18 protein-coding genes are annotated in these 19,269 nt (G+C 67.1%); 10 read left to right on the top strand and 8 right to left on the bottom strand.

The annotated features are described in order from the left end of the window. The first annotated feature begins 47 nt into the window (after positions 1 to 47). A complete protein-coding gene (locus AB0I14_RS06140) occupies positions 48 to 2,336 on the top strand; it encodes a molybdopterin-dependent oxidoreductase (RefSeq protein ID WP_358017459.1) in 2,289 nt (762 codons plus the stop codon). 108 nt (positions 2,337 to 2,444) lie between these two features. After that, positions 2,445 to 3,953 (top strand): PE-PPE domain-containing protein, encoded by a 1,509-nt coding sequence (locus tag AB0I14_RS06135; protein WP_358017456.1) that lies wholly within the window; start codon positions 2,445 to 2,447, stop codon positions 3,951 to 3,953. A gap of 9 nt (positions 3,954 to 3,962) precedes the next feature. Here AB0I14_RS06135 and hflX read toward each other — a convergent pair whose 3' ends face one another. Genes hflX through AB0I14_RS06115 form a run of 4 tightly spaced genes read right to left on the bottom strand, consistent with a single transcriptional unit; the run spans position 3,963 to position 7,892 of the window. Then, on the bottom strand, positions 3,963 to 5,372 hold the full coding sequence (gene hflX, locus AB0I14_RS06130; protein ID WP_358017453.1) for a GTPase HflX: 1,410 nt from the start codon (positions 5,370 to 5,372) through the stop codon (positions 3,963 to 3,965). A 45-nt stretch (positions 5,373 to 5,417) separates the two neighbouring features. Further along, positions 5,418 to 6,284, bottom strand: coding sequence for a diaminopimelate epimerase (dapF, locus tag AB0I14_RS06125; RefSeq protein ID WP_358017450.1), 867 nt, complete (start codon positions 6,282 to 6,284; stop codon positions 5,418 to 5,420). A gap of 4 nt (positions 6,285 to 6,288) precedes the next feature. Continuing rightward, positions 6,289 to 7,218: a tRNA (adenosine(37)-N6)-dimethylallyltransferase MiaA gene (gene miaA, locus AB0I14_RS06120; RefSeq protein WP_358017447.1), complete on the bottom strand. Its 930-nt coding sequence runs from the start codon at positions 7,216 to 7,218 to the stop codon at positions 6,289 to 6,291. Then, complete coding sequence (locus AB0I14_RS06115) at positions 7,206 to 7,892, bottom strand: hypothetical protein (protein ID WP_358017444.1); 687 nt, start codon at positions 7,890 to 7,892, stop codon at positions 7,206 to 7,208. Before AB0I14_RS06115 ends, miaA begins: the two co-directional genes overlap by 13 nt. A gap of 228 nt (positions 7,893 to 8,120) precedes the next feature. Between AB0I14_RS06115 and AB0I14_RS06110 the strand changes: the two genes are divergently transcribed. Further along, positions 8,121 to 9,464 (top strand): DUF349 domain-containing protein, encoded by a 1,344-nt coding sequence (locus tag AB0I14_RS06110; protein ID WP_358017441.1) that lies wholly within the window; start codon positions 8,121 to 8,123, stop codon positions 9,462 to 9,464. A gap of 24 nt (positions 9,465 to 9,488) precedes the next feature. On the opposite strand, the gene AB0I14_RS06105 is transcribed toward AB0I14_RS06110, so the two are convergent. Further along, entirely contained in the window at positions 9,489 to 10,154 is a 666-nt protein-coding gene (locus AB0I14_RS06105) for a hypothetical protein (RefSeq protein WP_358017438.1), read from the bottom strand. Continuing rightward, positions 10,142 to 11,701: a tRNA (N6-isopentenyl adenosine(37)-C2)-methylthiotransferase MiaB gene (gene miaB / locus AB0I14_RS06100; RefSeq protein WP_358018981.1), complete on the bottom strand. Its 1,560-nt coding sequence runs from the start codon at positions 11,699 to 11,701 to the stop codon at positions 10,142 to 10,144. Before miaB ends, AB0I14_RS06105 begins: the two co-directional genes overlap by 13 nt. 158 nt (positions 11,702 to 11,859) lie before the next feature. On the opposite strand from miaB, the gene AB0I14_RS06095 reads away from it, so the two are divergent. The 4 genes from AB0I14_RS06095 to AB0I14_RS06080 all read left to right on the top strand — a co-directional run bounded on the left by AB0I14_RS06095 (position 11,860) and on the right by AB0I14_RS06080 (position 15,087). Beyond that, on the top strand, positions 11,860 to 12,588 hold the full coding sequence (locus AB0I14_RS06095; protein WP_358018978.1) for an amino acid ABC transporter ATP-binding protein: 729 nt from the start codon (positions 11,860 to 11,862) through the stop codon (positions 12,586 to 12,588). Positions 12,589 to 12,612: 24 nt separating this feature from the next. Continuing rightward, positions 12,613 to 13,425, top strand: coding sequence for a glutamate ABC transporter substrate-binding protein (locus AB0I14_RS06090; protein ID WP_358017435.1), 813 nt, complete (start codon positions 12,613 to 12,615; stop codon positions 13,423 to 13,425). Between the two features lie 21 nt (positions 13,426 to 13,446). After that, a complete protein-coding gene (locus AB0I14_RS06085; protein ID WP_358017432.1) occupies positions 13,447 to 14,127 on the top strand; it encodes an amino acid ABC transporter permease in 681 nt (226 codons plus the stop codon). Between the two features lie 63 nt (positions 14,128 to 14,190). Continuing rightward, a complete protein-coding gene (locus AB0I14_RS06080) occupies positions 14,191 to 15,087 on the top strand; it encodes an amino acid ABC transporter permease (protein ID WP_358017429.1) in 897 nt (298 codons plus the stop codon). Positions 15,088 to 15,114: 27 nt separating this feature from the next. Here the strand turns inward: AB0I14_RS06080 and recX are convergent, their stop codons facing one another. After that, positions 15,115 to 15,678: a recombination regulator RecX gene (recX, locus tag AB0I14_RS06075; protein ID WP_358017426.1), complete on the bottom strand. Its 564-nt coding sequence runs from the start codon at positions 15,676 to 15,678 to the stop codon at positions 15,115 to 15,117. Continuing rightward, positions 15,647 to 16,702, bottom strand: coding sequence for a recombinase RecA (gene recA, locus AB0I14_RS06070; RefSeq protein WP_358017423.1), 1,056 nt, complete (start codon positions 16,700 to 16,702; stop codon positions 15,647 to 15,649). Before recA ends, recX begins: the two co-directional genes overlap by 32 nt. Before the next feature lie 192 nt (positions 16,703 to 16,894). Between recA and AB0I14_RS06065 the strand changes: the two genes are divergently transcribed. The 3 genes from AB0I14_RS06065 (at position 16,895) to AB0I14_RS06055 (ending at position 19,197) form a co-directional block, all read left to right on the top strand. Next, positions 16,895 to 17,224, top strand: coding sequence for a hydrogenase maturation nickel metallochaperone HypA (locus tag AB0I14_RS06065; RefSeq protein WP_358017420.1), 330 nt, complete (start codon positions 16,895 to 16,897; stop codon positions 17,222 to 17,224). 1 nt (position 17,225) lies between these two features. Then, positions 17,226 to 18,038 (top strand): hydrogenase nickel incorporation protein HypB, encoded by an 813-nt coding sequence (hypB, locus tag AB0I14_RS06060; protein WP_358017417.1) that lies wholly within the window; start codon positions 17,226 to 17,228, stop codon positions 18,036 to 18,038. A gap of 103 nt (positions 18,039 to 18,141) precedes the next feature. Then, positions 18,142 to 19,197: a hydrogenase expression protein HypE gene (locus AB0I14_RS06055; RefSeq protein WP_358017414.1), complete on the top strand. Its 1,056-nt coding sequence runs from the start codon at positions 18,142 to 18,144 to the stop codon at positions 19,195 to 19,197. Positions 19,198 to 19,269: the final 72 nt, after the last annotated feature.

Genomic DNA, 19,269 nt, shown 5'->3' with positions numbered 1-19,269 from the left:
GGTTGGTCAGCCCCGGGGAGGGTGGGGATCGCCCGTAAACTCTGGCTATGCCCCGGTCCCCCATGAGCCTCGCGCACTGGGGTGCCTTCACCGCGGACGTCGCGGCCGGCGACATCGCCGCCGTCACCCCGTTGGACGGTGACGCCGACCCCTCACCGTTGCTCGGCAACCTCGCAGGCTCGATCCGGCACCGCTCGCGGATCGAGCGACCCGCGGTGCGACGCGGGTGGCTGCGCGACGGCCCCGGCCCGAGCGCCCAGCGGGGCGCCGACGAGTACGTCGCGGTGCCCTGGGATGAGCTCACCGAGTTGCTTGCCGACGAGCTACGCCGGGTCGTGGACAACCACGGCAACGAGGCGATCTACGGCGGCTCCTACGGCTGGGCCAGCGCCGGACGCTTCCACCACGCCCAGAGCCAGGTGCACCGCTTCCTGAAAATGCTTGGCGGCTATACGTTTTCCCGCCACTCCTACAGCCTTGGCGCCACCGGGGCGATCATGCCGCGAGTCGTCGGCACCCACGACGACCTGTTCAAGCGCTCCACCGATTGGGACGTCATCGCCGAACACACCGACCTGTTGGTGTGTTTCGGCGGCGTCGCGCTGAAGAACACCGGCATCAATCACGGTGGCACCACGGCACATCCGGCCCGCGACGCGCTGCGCCGGATGCGTGCGCGCGGCGGACAGATCGTGTCACTGAGCCCGCTGCGCGACGACGTCGACGGCGACTGCCAGTGGCTGGCTCCGGTGCCCGGTACCGACGTCGCGGTGATGCTCGCGCTGGCCTATGTCCTGGCCACCGAAGGCCTGGCCGATCCGGATTTTCTCGACACGTACTGCACCGGGTATCAGCGGTTCGAGCGCTACCTGCTCGGCCGCGACGACGGCGTCGCCAAGACCCCGCAGTGGGCGTCTCGACTCAGCGGTCTGCCTGCCGGGGAGCTGACGGCGCTGGCCCGGCGCATGGCCGCCTCGCGCACCTTGGTCACCGTCAGTTGGTCGCTGCAGCGCGTCCGCCACGGCGAGCAGGCCCCGTGGATGGGCCTGACCCTGGCCGCCATGTTGGGCCAGATCGGTATCCCCGGAGGAGGTTTCGGGCACGGCTACGGGTCGATGAACGAGCCGGGACTCCCGCCGTTGCGCTGCGGACTGCCCGCGCTGCCGCAGGGCCTCAACCCGGTGCAGACGTTCATCCCGGTCGCAGCCGTCACCGACATGTTGTTGCACCCAGGGCAGCCGTTCGACTACAACGGCCTGCAACTGACCTACCCCGATATCAGGTGCGTGTACTGGGCCGGCGGCAATCCGTTCCACCATCACCAGAACATTCCGAGATTGCGCCGGGCCCTGTCCCGGGTGGACACCATCGTGGTGCACGACCCGTACTGGACCGCGATGGCCAAGCACGCCGACATCGTGGTTCCCTCGACCACCGCCTACGAACGCGAGGACTACTCGGGTTCGCGCAACGACCCGCTGCTGGTGGCCATGCCCGCGCTGACACAGCCGTATGCCGAATCCCGCGACGACTACACCACGTTCTCGGCGTTGGCCGCGCGGCTCGGGTTCGGCGAGCAGTTCACCGAGGGCCGTACGGCGCGGCAGTGGCTGATCCACATGTATGAAAGGTGGTCTGCCGGACTGGATTTCGAGGTACCCAGATTCGACGAGTTCTGGACTGCCGGGCAGCTGCGACTGCCCACCGAACCCGGACTGACGCTGCTCGCCGATTTCCGGGCCGACCCGCTCGGGCACCGGCTGGCCACCCCGAGCGGCCGGATCGAGATCTTCTCCCAGGACATCGACGGGTTCGACTACGACGACTGCGCGGGCCACCCCCGGTGGTACGAGCCGACGGAGTGGCTCGGCGGCGAGCGTGCCCGGGCCTATCCGTTGCATCTTCTGGCCAATCAGCCCGCGACCCGTCTGCACAGCCAACTCGACGGCGGCGCCACCAGCCAGTCATCGAAAGTGCAAGGGCGCGAACCGATCCGAATCCACCCCACCGACGCCGCCGCCCGCGGTCTGACCGATGGCGACGTGGTGCGGGTGTTCAACGACCGAGGCGCCTGCCTGGCCGGGGTGGTGATCGACGACCGGTTGCGCCCGGCGGTGGTGCAGCTGTCCACCGGGGCCTGGTTCGACCCGGCCGATCCGTCGGATCCCGATTCGATGTGCGTGCACGGCAATCCCAACGTGCTCACCGACGATGTCGGCACCTCCTCGCTGGCCCGCGGCTGCACCGGGGCACATGTCCTGGTGCAGATCGAGAAGTTCGCTCGCGCCCTGCCCCCGGTGCGGGCACACGAGCCACCGGTGATCCGCGCGCGGTGAATCGGTTGGACGGTAGTCACTTCGGCCGTTTGCCCGTTGACGGTTGCGTGCCGGTGCAAAGATCCCTTCAGCGCTGACGGCGTCGTCAGCAGAAGGAGATCCGGGCCGATGCCATTCTCACCCCGTTCTGCTGCCAGGTCACTGCTGGTGGGCGCCGTGGCCCTGTCCGGTTCGGTGGCCATCGGTCTGACACCTGTCGGCACCGCGGCGCTCGGTCTGGTGGTGGCGGTGACGCCGCTGGTGGTGCCCGGCACCGGAACCCCGAACCCGCAGGACTCCAACAACTACATGGCCAACGCCGTCGCCTATTACGTACAGCCGAGCGGCAATTGCGGTGCGCAGGACTGTGCGGCCCCGGTGGCAGTCCCCTATATCGCCCAGTTCTGGCCTATCCCGCTCGCGGGCTGGGGCGGGTTGGAGGGCGCCAAGTGGAACGTGTCGGTTGCCAGCGGTGTCAGCCGGCTGACCAGCGAACTCGTCGGCGCCAACAATCCCAGTGCGGCGCACCCCGTTGCGGTCTTCGGCTATTCGCAGGGCGCCACAGTGGCCAGCATCGTCAAGGGCAACCTCGCTGACCTGACCGACGAACAGAAGCAGAACCTGAGCTTCGTCCTGATCGGTAACCCGAACCGCCCCGATGGCGGGCTCTTCGAACGGCTGGCGATCCTGGGTACCGTTCCCATCCTCGATGCCACGTTCGGCCAACCGACCCCAACGGACACCGGCATCAAGACCTACGACATCGCGCTGCAGTACGACGGTGTCGCCGATGCTCCCTCCTGGGTGCTCAATCCGCTCGCCCTGGCGAACGCGCTGGCCGGCTTCCAGTACGTGCACGGCACCTACCTGGATCCCAGGGGCGATGACCCCGACACCGCAACGCCGTACGGCTACACGCCGGAGCAGGTGCAGGCCGCGATCGAGAACGCCAAGGCGAGCTGCACCACCGAAACCCACTGCCAGAAAGTCGACGGCAGCGACACCTACTACATCACCCTGCCGGCGAAGACGCTGCCGATCATGCAGCCCTTCCTCGACCTGGGTGCCGCGACCGGCACGTCCGCCCTGGTGGTTCCGCTGGTCGACCTGGTCTCACCGATGGCGCAGACCCTGATCGAAACCGGTTACACCAGAACCGACTACAGCACGCCGACGCCGTTCCAGCTGCTGCCCCGGGTCAACCCGGTGAAGTTGGCCGGCGATCTGATCAACGACATCCCCGAGGGCGTCCGGGCGGCGCTCAACCCCGGACTCGACCCACTGCCCGGGTGGACGGACCCGACGCAGTCCGGCGATACCGTCACGGTGCAGGACACCCCCGACGACGCCGTGGTCGCCACCGCGAAGATCGCCGCCAAGCCCGATCGCAGATCCGTGGTGCGGTTGAGCACGGTCGCCGAGCCCGAGACAGCGCTGAGCACACCCGACGACGATCAGACCACGGTCGCCGAGCCGGTCCGTCCGTCACTGCGCAAAACCATGGGCATCAAGGGACATCCGGTGCGTGACGCGGCGAAGTCGATCGGCAGCACGGTGCGTAAGGCCCTGGGTCAGGACACGGCAAAAGGCAACGCCAAGCCCGACCGCGCCGACGCCAAGAAGAAGCCGGCCGCCTGAGGCTCGCGCTCAGAAGGTGGCGAACTCGCTCAGGCTGGCGGCGAGCGCCATGGGTACGCGCGCCTTGATGCGGGTTCCATCGGCGGTGTGTTCGGTGGCGTCCACCCGGCCGTCGGCGTGCACCCGTGCCACCAGATCCCCACGGTCGTAGGGAATGGTCACGTCCACCGTGGCATCGGTTGGGGGGATCATCTCCGCCATCCGCGCCCGCAGCCGGTCCAGCCCGTCACCGGTATGCGCCGAGACGAACACCGCGTCGGGCAGGGCACGTCGCAGCGCGGCCAGCCCGAGGTCGGTGGCGGCGTCGATCTTGTTTACTACCAACAACTCCGGCGGTGGGGTGATGTCGTATTCGGCAACCACCTCATTGACCACCTGCCGGACCGCATTGACCTGCGCCAGCGGATGGTCGTCGGAGCCGTCCACGACGTGCACCAGCAGGTCGGCGTCGACCACCTCTTCGAGGGTGGACCGGAACGCCTCGACCAACTGGGTGGGCAGGTGCCGGACGAAGCCGACCGTATCGGTCAGCACGAACGGCCGCCCGTCGTCGAATTCGCCGCGCCGCGTGGTGGGTTCGAGCGTGGCGAACAGGGCGTTCTCCACCAGCACACCGGCCCCGGTCAACGCGTTGAGCAGGCTGGACTTGCCGGCGTTGGTGTAGCCGACGATGGCCACCGAAGCGGATTCCGAGCCCAGCCGCCTGCTGCGCTGGGTGTCGCGGATCTTCTTCATATCGCGAATCTCGCGGCGCAACTTGGCCATCCGCTCACGGATGCGGCGGCGGTCGGTCTCGATCTTGGTCTCACCGGGTCCACGGGTTCCAACCCCACCACCGGCGCCGCCGGCGCGACCGCCGGCTTGGCGCGACATCGATTCACCCCAGCCACGCAGCCGGGGCAGCATGTACTCCATCTGGGCCAGCGACACCTGCGCCTTGCCCTCCCGGCTGGTGGCGTGCTGCGCGAAGATGTCCAGGATCAGCGCGGTGCGGTCGATCACCTTGACCTTGACGACCTTCTCCAGCGAGTTGAGCTGCGCAGGTGAGAGTTCACCGTCGCAGATCACGGTGTCCGCGCCGGTCGCCAAAACCACCTCGCGCAGTTCGATGGCTTTGCCCGAGCCGATGTAGGTGGACGGGTCGGGCTTGTCTCGGCGCTGGATGAGCCCCTCGAGTACTTCCGAGCCGGCAGTCTCGGCGAGTGCCGCCAACTCGGCCAGGCTGGCATCGGCGTCGGCGGCACTGCCCTCGGTCCACACTCCGACCAGGACCACCCGCTCCAGCCTCAGCTGGCGGTATTCGACCTCGGTGACGTCGGTGAGTTCGGTGGACAGCCCGGCGACGCGGCGCAATGAGGCGCGGTCTTCGAGGGCGAGCTCACCGGTGCTGGGAGTGACGGGATGTTCTGGATGAGTCATATGTACTTACAGGTTGTCACGTGGATCGGGCCGCGCGCACCCCAATTACCCGTGCGCGGCATTCCACCACTCGTCACTCAACTCGCCCCGCGCCACCAGGACGGACGGGCCGCGCAGATAGCTGGTGGACTCGGTGATGGTCACGGTGACCTCGCCGCCGGGGATGCGCACCCGCAACGTCCCGGTATCGGCACCCTGATCGGCCAGGGCCGCAAGCGCGGCCGCGACGGTGCCGGTACCGCAGGAGCGGGTCTCGCCGACACCGCGCTCATGCACGCGCATCGACACCGCGCCGTCCACCGGAACCGTCAGAACCTCGACGTTGACGCCCTCGGGGAACAGCTGTGTGTCGAAGGACACCGGCGCACCCACATCCAGGGCGGCCAACTCGTCCTCGGTCAACCCGACACAGGCCAGGTGCGGATTGCCCACGTCGACGGCCACCCCGCTGACACTGCGGCCGCCGACCACCGCGGTCCCCGTGCCGAACTGGTTGGCCTTGCCCATCTCGACGGTGACGTCGGCGGTGGTGGCGCCGACGCTGTGCAGCACCACCGGTCGTGGCCCGGCCAACGATCCGACCACGAACTCGTCGGCGGATTCCAACCCCGAGGCCCTCAGGTAGTGCGCGAATACTCGCACCCCGTTGCCGCACATCTGTGCGATCGATCCGTCGGCGTTGCGGTAGTCCATGTACCAGTCGGAGGCCGCGACCCCGTCGGGCAGCCTCTCGAACACCCCGGCGGCCTGTGCGGCACCGGCCGTCGTCACCCGCAGCACTCCGTCGGCGCCCAGGCCGCGGCGCCGGTCGCACAGCGCGGCCACGGCGGCCGGCGTCAGCGAGAGCGCGGCATCGAGGTCGGGCAGCACCACGAAATCGTTCTGGGTGCCGTGCCCTTTCGCGAAGATCACCTGATCAGGATACGTGCCGCCACACCCGCAGCGCGTCGTGCACCAGCCCGCCGGCCGCGCCGTCCAGCCACACCACCCGATGATCGCGCCGGAACCATGACCGTTGCCGGCGCACATAGCGCCGGGTACCGATGAACGTCGGCTCTCGGGCCGCCGAACCGTCTCCCCCGGCGTCGAGGTCGGCCAGCACCTGCGCGTAGCCGAGTGCCCGCGCCGCGGTGACCCCGTCGCGCAGGCCGCTGCCGATCAGCGTGCGCACCTCGTCGACCAGTCCGTCGTCGAACATCAGGTCGGTGCGCTGCTGCAGACGATCATCGAGAATGGCTGTGTCCCAGTCCAATCCGATGATCGCGGTGTCCCAGCGGGGTGCACCGATGCTCGGCGCCGACGCCGCGAAGGGCTGACCGGTGAGCTCCACGACTTCCAGGGCCCGCACGATTCGCCGACCGTCGGTCGGCAGGATCGACGCCCCCGCCGCGGGGTCCACCCGAGTGAGCTCGACGTGCAGGGCGGCCACCCCCACCTCGGCCAATCGGGCCTCCCACCGGGCCCGTACCTGCGGGTCGGTGGCGGGGAACGTCCATTCGTCCAGCAGCGACTGGATGTAGAGCATGGAACCGCCGACGATCACCGGGACCGCGCCGCGCGCCGCGATGGCTTCCACGTCAGCCGCGGCGTCCTGCTGGTAGCGGGCCACCGTGGCGGTCTCGGTGACGTCGAGGACATCGAGCTGGTGGTGCGGGATGCCGCGCCGCTCGGCGACCGGCAGCTTGGCGGTGCCGATATCCATACCGCGGTAGAACTGCATCGCATCGGCATTGACTATTTCGGCGCCTCGTGCCCCGCCCAAGTTCTCGGCCAGCGCCAGCGCCAGCGCCGACTTTCCCGTGCCGGTCGGCCCGATGACCGCGATCGGCCGGGTCACGGCAGCCATTCGCCGACGAAGTAACCGACGCCGTATGGCGCTCCGCGGTAGAGCTCACGGGCCGAGCCCGGCTCGGGTTCGGTCAGTCCGGCCAGCACCTGGTAGGCGACCCGGCCCAGAACGGTCTCGGGTTGCTCGGCCAGCGCCGAGAGGTCTCCGGTGGCCAATGCGTCGTCGAGCTGCTGTTGGACCGGAACCGAGTCCGGATCATGGCCACCGGGGGCCGTCGGGGTGAGCGTGTTCAGGCCATCGGCGACGACGAGGACACCGACCGGATCCGGGGATTCTTCGAGTCGGGCGCGCAGGGCACGGCCCCGGGCCAGCGCCTCGCCGACCGGGTGTGAGGCAGCGTAGGCGTGCACCTCGATGCCCGCACCCGGTGCGGCCTGCCCGCGGATCCACCCGGCGACCAGCGCACACAGCGGCAACTCAACCGGCTCCTCCACGGACCCGGGGCCGAGAGCAACCCGGACGTCGACGCCGTAGCCGGCGAAGGTCCCGGCACAGTCCGGTCCGTACACCGCGTCGCGCGGGCCGGCGCCGATCGCCAGCCAGTGCGGCGGAAACGAGCCCGCGGCGGCAATGACCGCGTCACGCAACCCGGCGACCTCGACCGCGGCCGCACCCACCAGTTGGGGCACCAGAACGGGCGTGGCGGGGACGATCGCGATGGCGCTGAGCACCTCACCAAACTAGTGTGCGGCCACTGCTGCGCTGCGCACAGTAGGGCCGGGACGACGCTCAGAACGGCCCGTCCCGGGCACCGCCCATTCGAGTTTGTCAGGGCATTGCGCCTAAAGCCGTGGGCACGGCACAGCACGACCTGCTTCAATAGCGGACAAAGCGACAGCATCAGGCGCCGCGTCGCGCGGCAGATGCGCGGGCAACCGTGCGGAGTACGAGGAGCGGATATGACAACCAGTGAGCCAGGCGGAGCCACCCCCCAGCCGACCTCCGGGCCCACACCGAGGCCCACTCCCCGGCCCGGACCACCCCGCCCCGTTCCCGGCCCCAGCCGGGTCGCCCCGGTGGTGGCGGTGGCGCCGACCGGCGATCCACACGAATTCGGGCGAGTGGACTCCGACGGCACGGTGTGGTTGATCAACGGCTCCGGGGAACGTGTCATCGGCTCGTGGCAGGCCGGCGACACCGAATCGGCATACGCGCACTTCGGTCGGCGCTTCGATGATCTGCACACCGAGGTCGCCCTGCTGGAACACCGGTTGTCCTCCGGCACCGGCGATGCCCGCAAGATCAAGTCGGCGGCTGCTGCGCTGGCCGAAAGTCTGCCCACCGCAGCGGTTCTGGGCGACGTTGATTCATTGAGCGCACGCCTGGCAGCGATCCTGGAGCACGCCGACGCCGCTGCGGCCACCGAGCGGGCCCAGCGTGACGAGCATCGCGCAGCCCAAACCGCACGCAAGGAAGCACTCGCCGCCGAGGCCGAGGATCTGGCGGCCAACGCCACCCAGTGGAAGTCTGCCGGTGACCGTCTCCGCGAGATCCTCGATGAGTGGCGCACCATCACCGGGCTGGACCGCAAGCTCGACGATGCCCTGTGGAAGCGCTACTCGTCGGCCCGTGAGACATTCAACCGCCGTCGCGGCTCACACTTCGCCGAACTGGACCGCGGCCGCGTGGGCGCCCGTCAGCTCAAAGAGGCGCTGTGCGATCAGGCCGAGCAACTGTCCGGCTCGACCGACTGGGGCGCCACCGGTGCGGCCTTCCGCGATCTGCTGACCGAGTGGAAGGCCGCCGGGCGCGCCTCCAAGGACGTCGACGACGCGCTGTGGCACCGGTTCAAGGCCGCTCAGGACACGTTCTTCGGCGCCCGAAACGCCGCCAACGCCGAGCGTGACGCCGAGTTCAAGGCGAATGCCACCGCCAAGGAAGCGCTGCTGGCCGAGGCCGAGAAGATCGACACGACCGATCTGGATGCGGCCCGCGCGGCATTGCGCACGATCGGCGACAAGTGGGACGCGATCGGCAAGGTTCCCCGCGAGCGCGCCGCCGATCTGGAGCGACGCCTGCGCACCGTGGAGAAGAAGATCCGCGACGCCCCGGCGGGCGGTGTCGATCCCGAGGCCCAGGCTCGTGCCGACCAGTTCCGCTCACGTGCCGAGCAGTTCGAGAAGCAGGCCGAGAAGGCCGAGGCCGCCGGCCGTGCCAAGGACGCAGCCGAGGCCAGGGCGAGTGCCGAACAGTGGCGTCAGTGGGCCGACGCCGCGGCCGCCACCCTCGGAGAGCGCAAGTAGAACCTGCGGGTCGGGCGGGCGCAGCTAGGTCTGATCCGGCTGGTCCGGCTTCTCGCCGGCGGTGTCGGGCTTCGTGACGTCGGGCTTCGTGACGTCGGGCTTCGTGGCGTCGCTCTGGGTGTCGCCGGGCATGGGGATGCCGAGCACGCTGCGGTGCTGATGTTGCGCGGCTTCGCGGCGCCGGTCCTCCTCGGCCGCCAACTGCAGTGCGGTGCGCGACCACACCACGCGGGCCCAGTGGAAGGTCAGCACGATCACGGCCAGCCACCCGATGATCAGCCCGATTCCCGGACCGGGATGACCCGCAGCGGTCTGACGCGACCACACCGCAAGCATCCCGAGCGCACTTGCCACCGCCGAACCGGCCAGGGCCGTCCAGGCCAGCGCCCAGCGGCGGGTGATCAGCGCCAGGGTCGAGAACCCGACCGAGAAGACCAGCGCCAACCAGGTGAACACCCGCGACGGCAGTGAGATGCCGTCGTTGAGGGCAGTGGCGTCACCGACCAGGACGTCGAACCCCTTGGTGTCACCTGTGTGCGGCAGCACGAACGACAGCAGCACCACGAACACCAGGATGGCCACGACCATCGCCCGCGGACCCGTGTCGAACTCGCGGGTGACCTTGCGTTCGACGGCGGCCAGGTCGTCCTTGAACCGGTCGAAATCGCTTTCGTTGCTCAACAGCCACATCCTCCTGATGACGGCAGGGTTTCCGGCGCACCGATCCGCGGCAACCCGAGACCGACGCCGGTACGCGGGCGCTGCCCCGCCTCATGGGCGTCGCCGGCGCGGGTGCGCCGATGGGTGGCCAACGGGGCGTCGGCGATCAGATGGTGCGGCGCGGCGCCGGTCACGGTCGTGGTGACGATGTCGCCGGGCCGGATGTCGTTGTCCCCTGGGGCGAAGTGCACCAGCCTGCCGTCGCGGGCCCGGCCCGACATGCGGGCGGTGCTGGCGTCCTTGCGGCCCTCGCCCGTGGCGACCAGCAGTTCCACCGCCCGGCCGATCTGAGCCTGGTTCTCCTCCAGGGAAATTCGCTCCTGTAGCTCGATCAGCCGTTGATAGCGTTCGGTGACAACCGCTTTCGGCAACTGATCGGGCATCTCGGCGGCCGGGGTACCGGGCCGGATGGAGTACTGGAAGGTGAACGCGGTGGCGAAACGCGACCGCTCGACGACGTCGAGAGTGGCCTGGAAGTCTTCCTCGGTCTCGCCCGGGAAGCCGACGATGAGGTCGGTGGTGATCGCGGCGTGCGGGATCGCGGCGCGGACCTTGTCGATGATGCCGAGGTAGCGCTCGGCCCGGTACGAGCGGCGCATCGCCTTGAGGATGCGGTCCGACCCCGACTGCAGCGGCATGTGCAGTGTCGGGCAGACGTTGGGGGTCTGTGCCATCGCCTCGATCACGTCGTCGGTGAACTCGGCCGGGTGCGGTGAGGTGAACCGCACGCGCTCCAGCCCTTCCACCTCGCCGCAGGCGCGCAGCAGCTTGGCGAACGCACTGCGGTCACGGGGCGCCTCGGACCAGTTCAACGGGTCCTCGCGCAAGCGCTCGTCCGCAGCAAACGACACACCGTAGGCGTTGACGTTCTGGCCCAGCAGGGTGACCTCGAGCACGCCTTGGGAGGCCAGGGTCTGTACCTCGGCCAGGATGTCCCCGGGGCGGCGGTCGACCTCCTTGCCCCGCAGTGACGGCACGATGCAGAACGTGCAGGTGTTGTTGCAACCCACCGAGATCGACACCCATGCCGCATAGGCGGACTCCCGCGTCGCGGGCAGGGTGGACGGAAACTCCTGGAGGGCTTCGACGATCTCGACCTGGGCGACGCGGTTGTGGCGGGCCCGCTCCAGCAGCGTCGGCAGCGACCCGATGTTGTGGGTGCCGAAGACCACGTCGACCCACGGGGCACGGCGCAGGACCGAATCGCGGTCCTTCTGGGCCAGGCACCCGCCGACGGCGATCTGCATGTTCGGATCGGCCTGTCTGCGCGGGGCCAGGTGGCTGAGATTGCCGTAGAGCTTGTTGTCGGCGTTCTCGCGCACCGCACACGTGTTGAACACCACGATGTCGGCGTCGGTGCCGTCGGGGGCCCGCCGGTATCCGGCGTCCTCCAGCAGGCCCGACAGCCGCTCGGAGTCATGCACGTTCATCTGGCAGCCGTAGGTGCGGACCTGATAGGTGCGTTCGGAGCCGCGCTGTGCCGTCGACTCGTCGCGCGTCGCGTCGCGGTTCACCATCGTCGTCACGGCCTCAATGGTACGGAGCCGCCGGAAACGTTAACGCGGCGGATTCACGAGATCCGGGCAGGCAGGGCGTTCCCTGGGTAAGGTCACCTGCCATGGGTAGCCCCGGCGAGCAGCCGCAGGTCGACGATGCAGCGCCACTGGATGTGCCGATGATCTCACTGTCCGGAGTCAACAAACACTTCGGATCCCTGCACGTACTCAACGACATCAACCTCGATGTGGGCCGCGGCCAGGTGGTGGTGGTGCTCGGCCCGTCGGGTTCTGGCAAGTCCACGTTGTGCCGCGCCATCAACCGGCTGGAGACCGTCGACTCCGGCCGCATCGCGATCGACGGTCAGGCGCTGCCGGCCGAGGGCCGAAAACTGGCCCAACTGCGTTCCGACGTCGGCATGGTGTTCCAGTCCTTCAACCTGTTCGCGCACAAGACAATTCTGGAGAACGTCACGCTCGCCCCGGTGAAGGTGCGCAGGAAGTCCAAGGCGCAGGCCCGCGAGAGCGCGATGGCGCTACTGGACCGCGTCGGGGTGGCCAACCAGGCCGACAAGTATCCGGCTCAGCTATCGGGCGGTCAGCAGCAACGCGTCGCCATCGCGCGCTCGTTGGCGATGAACCCGAAGGTCATGCTGTTCGACGAGCCCACCAGCGCACTGGATCCCGAGATGATCAACGAGGTCCTGGCCGTGATGACCTCGCTGGCCGGCGAGGGCATGACGATGGTGGTGGTCACCCACGAGATGGGCTTCGCCCGCCGCGCGTCTGACCGCGTGGTCTTCATGGCCGACGGCGCCATCGTCGAGGACGCACCACCCGCCGAGTTCTTCGACAACCCTAAATCCGACCGTGCCAAAGATTTTCTCGGCAAGATCCTTCATCACTGACGCTCCGCCGAAAGGAACCCGAACATGCCCTCCGTGCCGTTCAAGTTGGTCGGTACCCTCGCTCTCGCGATCGCCCTCCCCTTCGCCGCGACCGCATGTGGTGGCGGTGGCGACTCCAGCAAGATCGTCATCGGCACCAAGTACGACCAGCCCGGGCTCGGGCAGAAGAAGCCTGACGGCACCATGTCCGGGTTCGACGTCGACGTGGCCAAGTACGTGGCCAAGGAACTCGGCTACCCCGAGGACAAGATCGAGTGGAAGGAAGCCCCCTCGCCACAGCGCGAGACGCTGATCCAGAACGGTCAGGTCGAATACATCGTCGGGACCTACTCGATCACCGATGCGCGCAAGGAGAAGGTCGACTTCGCCGGCCCGTACCTGCTGACCGGGCAGAGCCTGCTGGTCCGCGCCGACAACACCGACATCACCGGGGCAGCCTCGCTGGAGAACAACAAGAAGCTGTGCTCAGTATCGGGTTCAACCCCGGCGCAGAACATCAAGAACACATACCCGAAGGTGCAGCTGCAGCAGTTCGACACCTATTCGGCATGCGTCGACGCGCTCAAGAACGGCATCATCGACGCGGTGACCACCGACGAGGTGATCCTGGCCGGCTTCGCCGCGCAGAACCCGGGCACCTTCAAGATCGTCGGTGACACGTTCTCCGAGGAGCGTTACGGCATCGGCCTGAAGAAGGGCGACACCGAACTGCGCAAGAAGATCAACGACGCGATCGAGAAGATGGAGTCCAGCGGCGCCTGGAAGGAAGCGTTCGAGCGCAATCTCGGACCGGCCGGGATCCAGACGCCGGCGCCGCCCGCTGTCGACCGCGGCTGATCCGGAGACAGCGCTCCGACCGTGGAGATTTTCGACGCACACCGCGATCAGATATTCGCGGCATTCTGGACCACGATCCAGCTGACGGCGTACTCCGCGATCGGTGCGCTGATCCTGGGCACAGTGCTGGCCGCGATGCGGCTGGCGCCGACGCCGGTGATGAACTGGCTCGGCACCGCATACGTCAACATCGTGCGCAACACACCGTTGACGCTGATCATCCTGTTCTGCTCATTCGGCGTGGGCCAGACGCTGGGTATCACGCTCGTCGACCCGCAATCGCCGACATCGATCGCGGACAGTAATTTTCGTCTGGCCGTGCTCGGGCTGACCGTCTACACCGCGTCATTCGTGTGTGAGACGGTGCGCTCCGGGGTCAACACGGTGCCGCTCGGCCAGGCCGAGGCTGCGCGCTCATTGGGCCTGAGTTTCGGGCAGAACCTGCGAATCATCCTGCTGCCCCAGGCATTTCGGGCGGTGATCATCCCGCTGGGATCGGTGCTGATCGCACTGGCGAAGAACACCACCATCGCCTCGGCGATCGGGGTGGCCGAGGCCGCACTGTTGATGAAGGAAATGATCGAGAGCACTGCCGCGCTGCTGATCGTCGGCGCCATCTTCGCGACCGGGTTCGTGATCCTGACCCTGCCGCTGGGGCTGGTGTTCGGGTGGTTGGGTAAGCGACTGGCGGTGGCACGGTGATGAGCGCTTGCGCGAAGAACGGACACACGCGATGAGCGCTTGCGCGAAGAACGGACAGACACAGTGAGCAGCGCATCGGTTCTCTTCGACACACCTGGCCCGCGGGCGCGAATCCGCAATGGTGTTCTCACCCTGCTGACCGTGGTCGTCGCTGCAGTCGTGCTCGGCATCGTGATCTCGCGAATGTCGGCCAAGGGACAGCTCACCAGCCAGAAATGGGAACCGTTCCTGACGGCCGATCTGTGGCGGACCTACGTCCTGCCCGGGGTTCAGGGCACGCTGACCGCGGCGGCGGTGTCCATCGTGTTGGCGGGGATCCTGGGGGTACTGCTCGGGGTGGGCCGGTTGACACCGATTCCACCGATCCGTTGGGTCTGTGCGGTGATCGTGGAGTTCTTCCGCGCGGTCCCGGTGCTGATCATGATGATCTTCGCGTATTTCCTCTACGCGATGTACGACGTGTTCCCGTCCAAGCAGCTGGCGCTGGCCGGTGTGATCACGGGGCTGACGCTCTACAACGGTGCCGTGATCGCCGAGATCGTGCGGGCCGGAATCAACACCCTGCCCCGCGGACAGCGGGAGGCCGCCGCGTCACTCGGCATGTCCTGGGGACAGACGATGCGGTTGATCCTGCTACCGCAGGCGATCACCGCCATGCTGCCGGTACTGGTGTCTCAGCTGGTGGTGGTGCTCAAGGACACCGCGATCGGCTACCAGATCACCTTCGTGGAGATGGTCCGCCAGGGCACCGTCATCGGATCGGCATACGGGAACTACCTTCCCGCGCTGATCGTGATCGCCGTCTTGATGATCACGGTGAACTTCACGCTGTCCTGGTTCGCCACCTGGCTGGAACGGCGACTGCGCCGATCGAATCGCGGCCCTGCGCCCATGGAGGCCGAGGCCGTCGAGCAGGAAGGCGCCCCGGGCGCGCAGGTGCTGCACACCCAGCGGGACTGATGCGGGTACAGCGGCACAATGCGGCCGCTATACCCGGCGGCGCTCCCGCTCGCCGGCGAGCTCGACACTGACGACATCGAAGGCCATCGACTGGTTGTAGCCGCGTCGCGCCAACATGCCGACGAGCCGACGCGTCACCTTCACGTCGCCGTCATCGTCATTGAGCCGCTCGCGACGCAGCTTGTCCCGAACCAACTGCTCAGCCCGTTGCCGTTCGGCCGCCGGATCCAGGTCAGCCAGCGCGGCGTCGATGACCTCCTTGTCCACGCCCTTCTTGCGAAGCTCGACGGCCAAGGCGCGCTTGCCTTTTCCTGAGTTGGCGTGCCGGGACCGCACCCACTGCTCGGCGAAGTCCTCGTCATCGATCAGCCCGACCTCGGTCAGCCTGTTGAGCACCTTGGCGCTGAGGTCTTCTTCGTAGCCCCGTTTGGTGAGCTGCTCGATCAACTCGGCGCGGGTGCGTGCCCGCACGGTGAGCAAGCGCAGGCAGACGTTCTTTGCCTGCTCCTCGCGTTTACGAGGATCCTGAGCCTGCTCCCCCTCGGGCTTACCCGACGACTCAGAAGTCAACCGGGGCGGGAAGGACGTCATCAGCCTTCGCCTCGGCGGTCACCACAGCACCGATACCGAGCTTTTCCTTGATCTTCTTCTCGATCTCGTTGGCGACTTCGCCGTTCTCCAGCAGGAACTTGCGGGCATTCTCCTTGCCCTGACCCAGCTGCTCGCCCTCATAGGTGAACCAGGACCCGGACTTGCGGATGAAGCCGTGCTCGACACCCATGTCGATGAGCGAGCCTTCGCGGCTGATGCCGTGGCCGTACAGGATGTCGAACTCAGCCTGCTTGAACGGCGGCGAGACCTTGTTCTTGACGACCTTGACGCGGGTCCGGTTACCGACCGCGTCGGTACCGTCCTTGAGCGTCTCGATGCGGCGCACGTCCAGACGGACCGAGGCGTAGAACTTCAAAGCCTTACCGCCCGTGGTGGTTTCGGGCGAGCCGAACATCACGCCGATCTTCTCACGAAGCTGGTTGATGAAGATCGCGGTGGTGCCCGAGTTGTTCAGCGCACCGGTCATCTTGCGCAGCGCCTGGCTCATCAGGCGGGCCTGCAGACCGACGTGACTGTCACCCATCTCGCCCTCGATCTCGGCGCGGGGCACCAGGGCCGCCACCGAGTCGATCACGAGGATGTCCAGGGCGCCCGAGCGCACCAGCATGTCGGCGATCTCCAGCGCCTGCTCACCGGTGTCGGGCTGGCTCACCAGCAGTGAATCGGTGTCCACACCGAGCTTCTTGGCGTAATCGGGATCCAAGGCGTGCTCGGCGTCGATGAACGCCGCGATACCGCCGGCGGCCTGGGCGTTGGCCACCGCGTGCAGGGCCACCGTCGTCTTACCCGAGGATTCCGGGCCGTAGATCTCGACCACGCGGCCACGCGGCAGACCGCCGATGCCGAGGGCCACGTCCAGGGAGATCGAACCGGTGGGGATCACCGAAATGGGCTGGCGCACCTCCTCGCCGAGGCGCATCACCGAGCCTTTACCGAAGTTCTTGTCGATCTGGGCCATCGCCAGTTCGAGCGCTTTTTCGCGATCAGGGGCCTGTTGCGCCATGATGGTGCCTCTCCGAGTAGTCGTGTTGACCGGTGTTCCGATCGGTTGGCCGTGACGCTAGAACAGACCACCGACAAGTCGGTCGAACACCGCCCAGAGTAGACGAACATCTGTTCGATTCAAGTGGACACGCCGTGCCCGCGGCGAGACGGGCCTATCGTGGGATCATCCAGCCCGGAAAACGGGGCAGAGATGCACGAAATGGCGATCACCCAGAGTGTTGTCGACGCGGTGTGCGAGCACGCCGCAGGTCGGCGTGTGCACAGCGTGAAGCTGGAGATCGGCGCACTTTGCGCCGTGGTACCCGACTCGATGCAGTTCTGCTTCGAATTGGCGACCGAAGGCACCGCGGCCGCCGGTGCGCAGCTCGAGCTCAACGTGCATCCCGGTATCGCCCGTTGCCGCACCTGCGCCGATGAGTTCGAGCTGCACGACCTGATCCTGTTGTGCCCCTGCGGGAGTGCCGACGTCGAGGTGCTCGCAGGGCGGGAACTGAAGATTTTGTCGATGGAAGTGAGCTGATATGTGCGCAACATGCGGATGCGGCAAAGACTCAGCGGTGATCACCCTGGCCGGCGTCGGGCAGCACGACCACCCGCACGATCATGCCCACCCCCACGACCACCCCCATGTGCATACCGAAACCGTGCATACCGAGACCATCCCCCTGGAGCAGAAGGTGCTGGCGAAGAACGACCTCATCGCTGAGCACAACCGCACGTGGCTGGCGGAGCGGGCCATCCTGGCCCTCAACGTGACCAGTTCACCCGGCGCGGGGAAGACGACGCTGCTCGAACGCACCATCCGAGAGCTCGGCAGCATTCGCCCGGTCGCCGTCATCGAGGGCGACCAGGAAACCATGCTCGACGCCGAGCGAATACGGGCGGCGGGAGCACGCGCGGTCCAGATCAACACCGGTGCGGGCTGCCACCTCGACGCCGACATGATCCATCGCGCACTTCACGCGCTGGATCCCGAGGCGGAGTCGCTGCTACTGATCGAAAACGTGGGCAATCTCGTGTGCCCCGCGCTCTTCGACCTCGGCGAGCACAGCAAAGTCGTCGTGATATCGGTGACCGAGGGCCAGGACAAACCCCTGAAGTACCCACACATGTTTGCTGCGGCAGGGCTGGTCGTGGTCAACAAGGTCGATCTTGTTCCCTATGTGACCTTTGATCTTGAAACATTTCTGGCCAACGTGCGGTCGGTGAACCCCGATGCCCGAGTATTGCCCGTCTCCGCGACGCGGGGAGATGGCGTCGAAGCATGGTTTGACTGGATCCGCACGGAGGTCGGCAATATAGCGAACTCCTCCTTTCTCGTTGACAAGACATAACACCCGGGAGTAAACCGAAAACCAGCGCTGGAAATAGGCCGGCGCACGCGTCTGAACACGAGACGTTGGGGCTCTCAGCCCGGGCCCCGGAAAGCTGTGACGTATGCCAACCGAGGCAGCAGTCAAAGCGGAAGAGGTACTGATCCACGTGCTGTGGATCAATGCCGGTCTGAGTTGTGATGGCGATTCGGTGGCGTTGACTGCGGCCACCCAACCGAGCATCGAGGAAATTGCCCTTGGGGCACTCCCCGGCCTGCCCAAGATCGCTGTCCATTGGCCCCTCATCGATTTCGAATGCGGGCCAAGTGGAGGTGCCGACGATTTTCTCGCCTGGTTCTTCAAAGCCGAACGCGGCGAACTGGATCCTTTCGTCCTGGTCGTCGAAGGATCGATCCCGAACGAGGAACTCAAGAGCGAAGGCTACTGGTGTGGGTTCGGCAATGATCCGGCGACCAACCAGCCTATGACCACCAGCGAGTGGCTCGATCGGTTGACGCCCAAAGCCACAGCCGTGGTGGCGGTGGGTACCTGCGCCACCTACGGCGGAATCCACGCGATGGCCGGCAATCCGACCGGCGCCATGGGCGTACCCGACTATCTCGGCTGGGATTGGAAGAGCAAAGCCGGGATTCCGATCGTGTGTGTCCCGGGATGCCCAATCCAGCCCGACAACCTGTCCGAAACCCTGACGTACCTGCTGTACATGGCCACCGACCAGGCGCCGATGATCCCATTGGACGAGGCTCTGCGACCGAAGTGGCTGTTCGGCAACACGGTGCACGAAGGGTGCGACCGGGCCGGCTACTACGAGCAGGGCGATTTCGCCACTGAGTACGGATCGCCGAAATGCATTGTGAAACTGGGCTGTTGGGGACCGGTAGTCAAATGCAACGTTCCCAAGCGCGGCTGGATCAATGGGATCGGCGGTTGTCCCAACGTCGGTGGCATCTGCATCGGGTGCACGATGCCGGGATTCCCGGACAAGTTCATGCCGTTCATGGACGAGCCGCCCGGCGGCAAAGTCTCGACGACGGCATCCGGTTTGTACGGCTCGGTGATTCGCAACCTGCGCAGTGTGACGGGCCGAACCGTCGACAAAGAGCCCAAGTGGCGCCATCGCGGCACCAAGCTCGAGACCGGAGCCGCCCGCACCTGGTAGCCGGACGGGTGGTCCGACACCCGTAGGCGGTCACCATGCCTGCCGACGCCATGTCGTCGAAATTGATTGCCC

It is taken from the genome of Mycobacterium sp. NPDC050441 (genome assembly GCF_040655355.1).
In the GTDB taxonomy this organism is placed as follows: Bacteria; Actinomycetota; Actinomycetes; order Mycobacteriales; family Mycobacteriaceae; genus Mycobacterium.
This window is presented reverse-complemented; position numbering and strand designations above follow the sequence as displayed.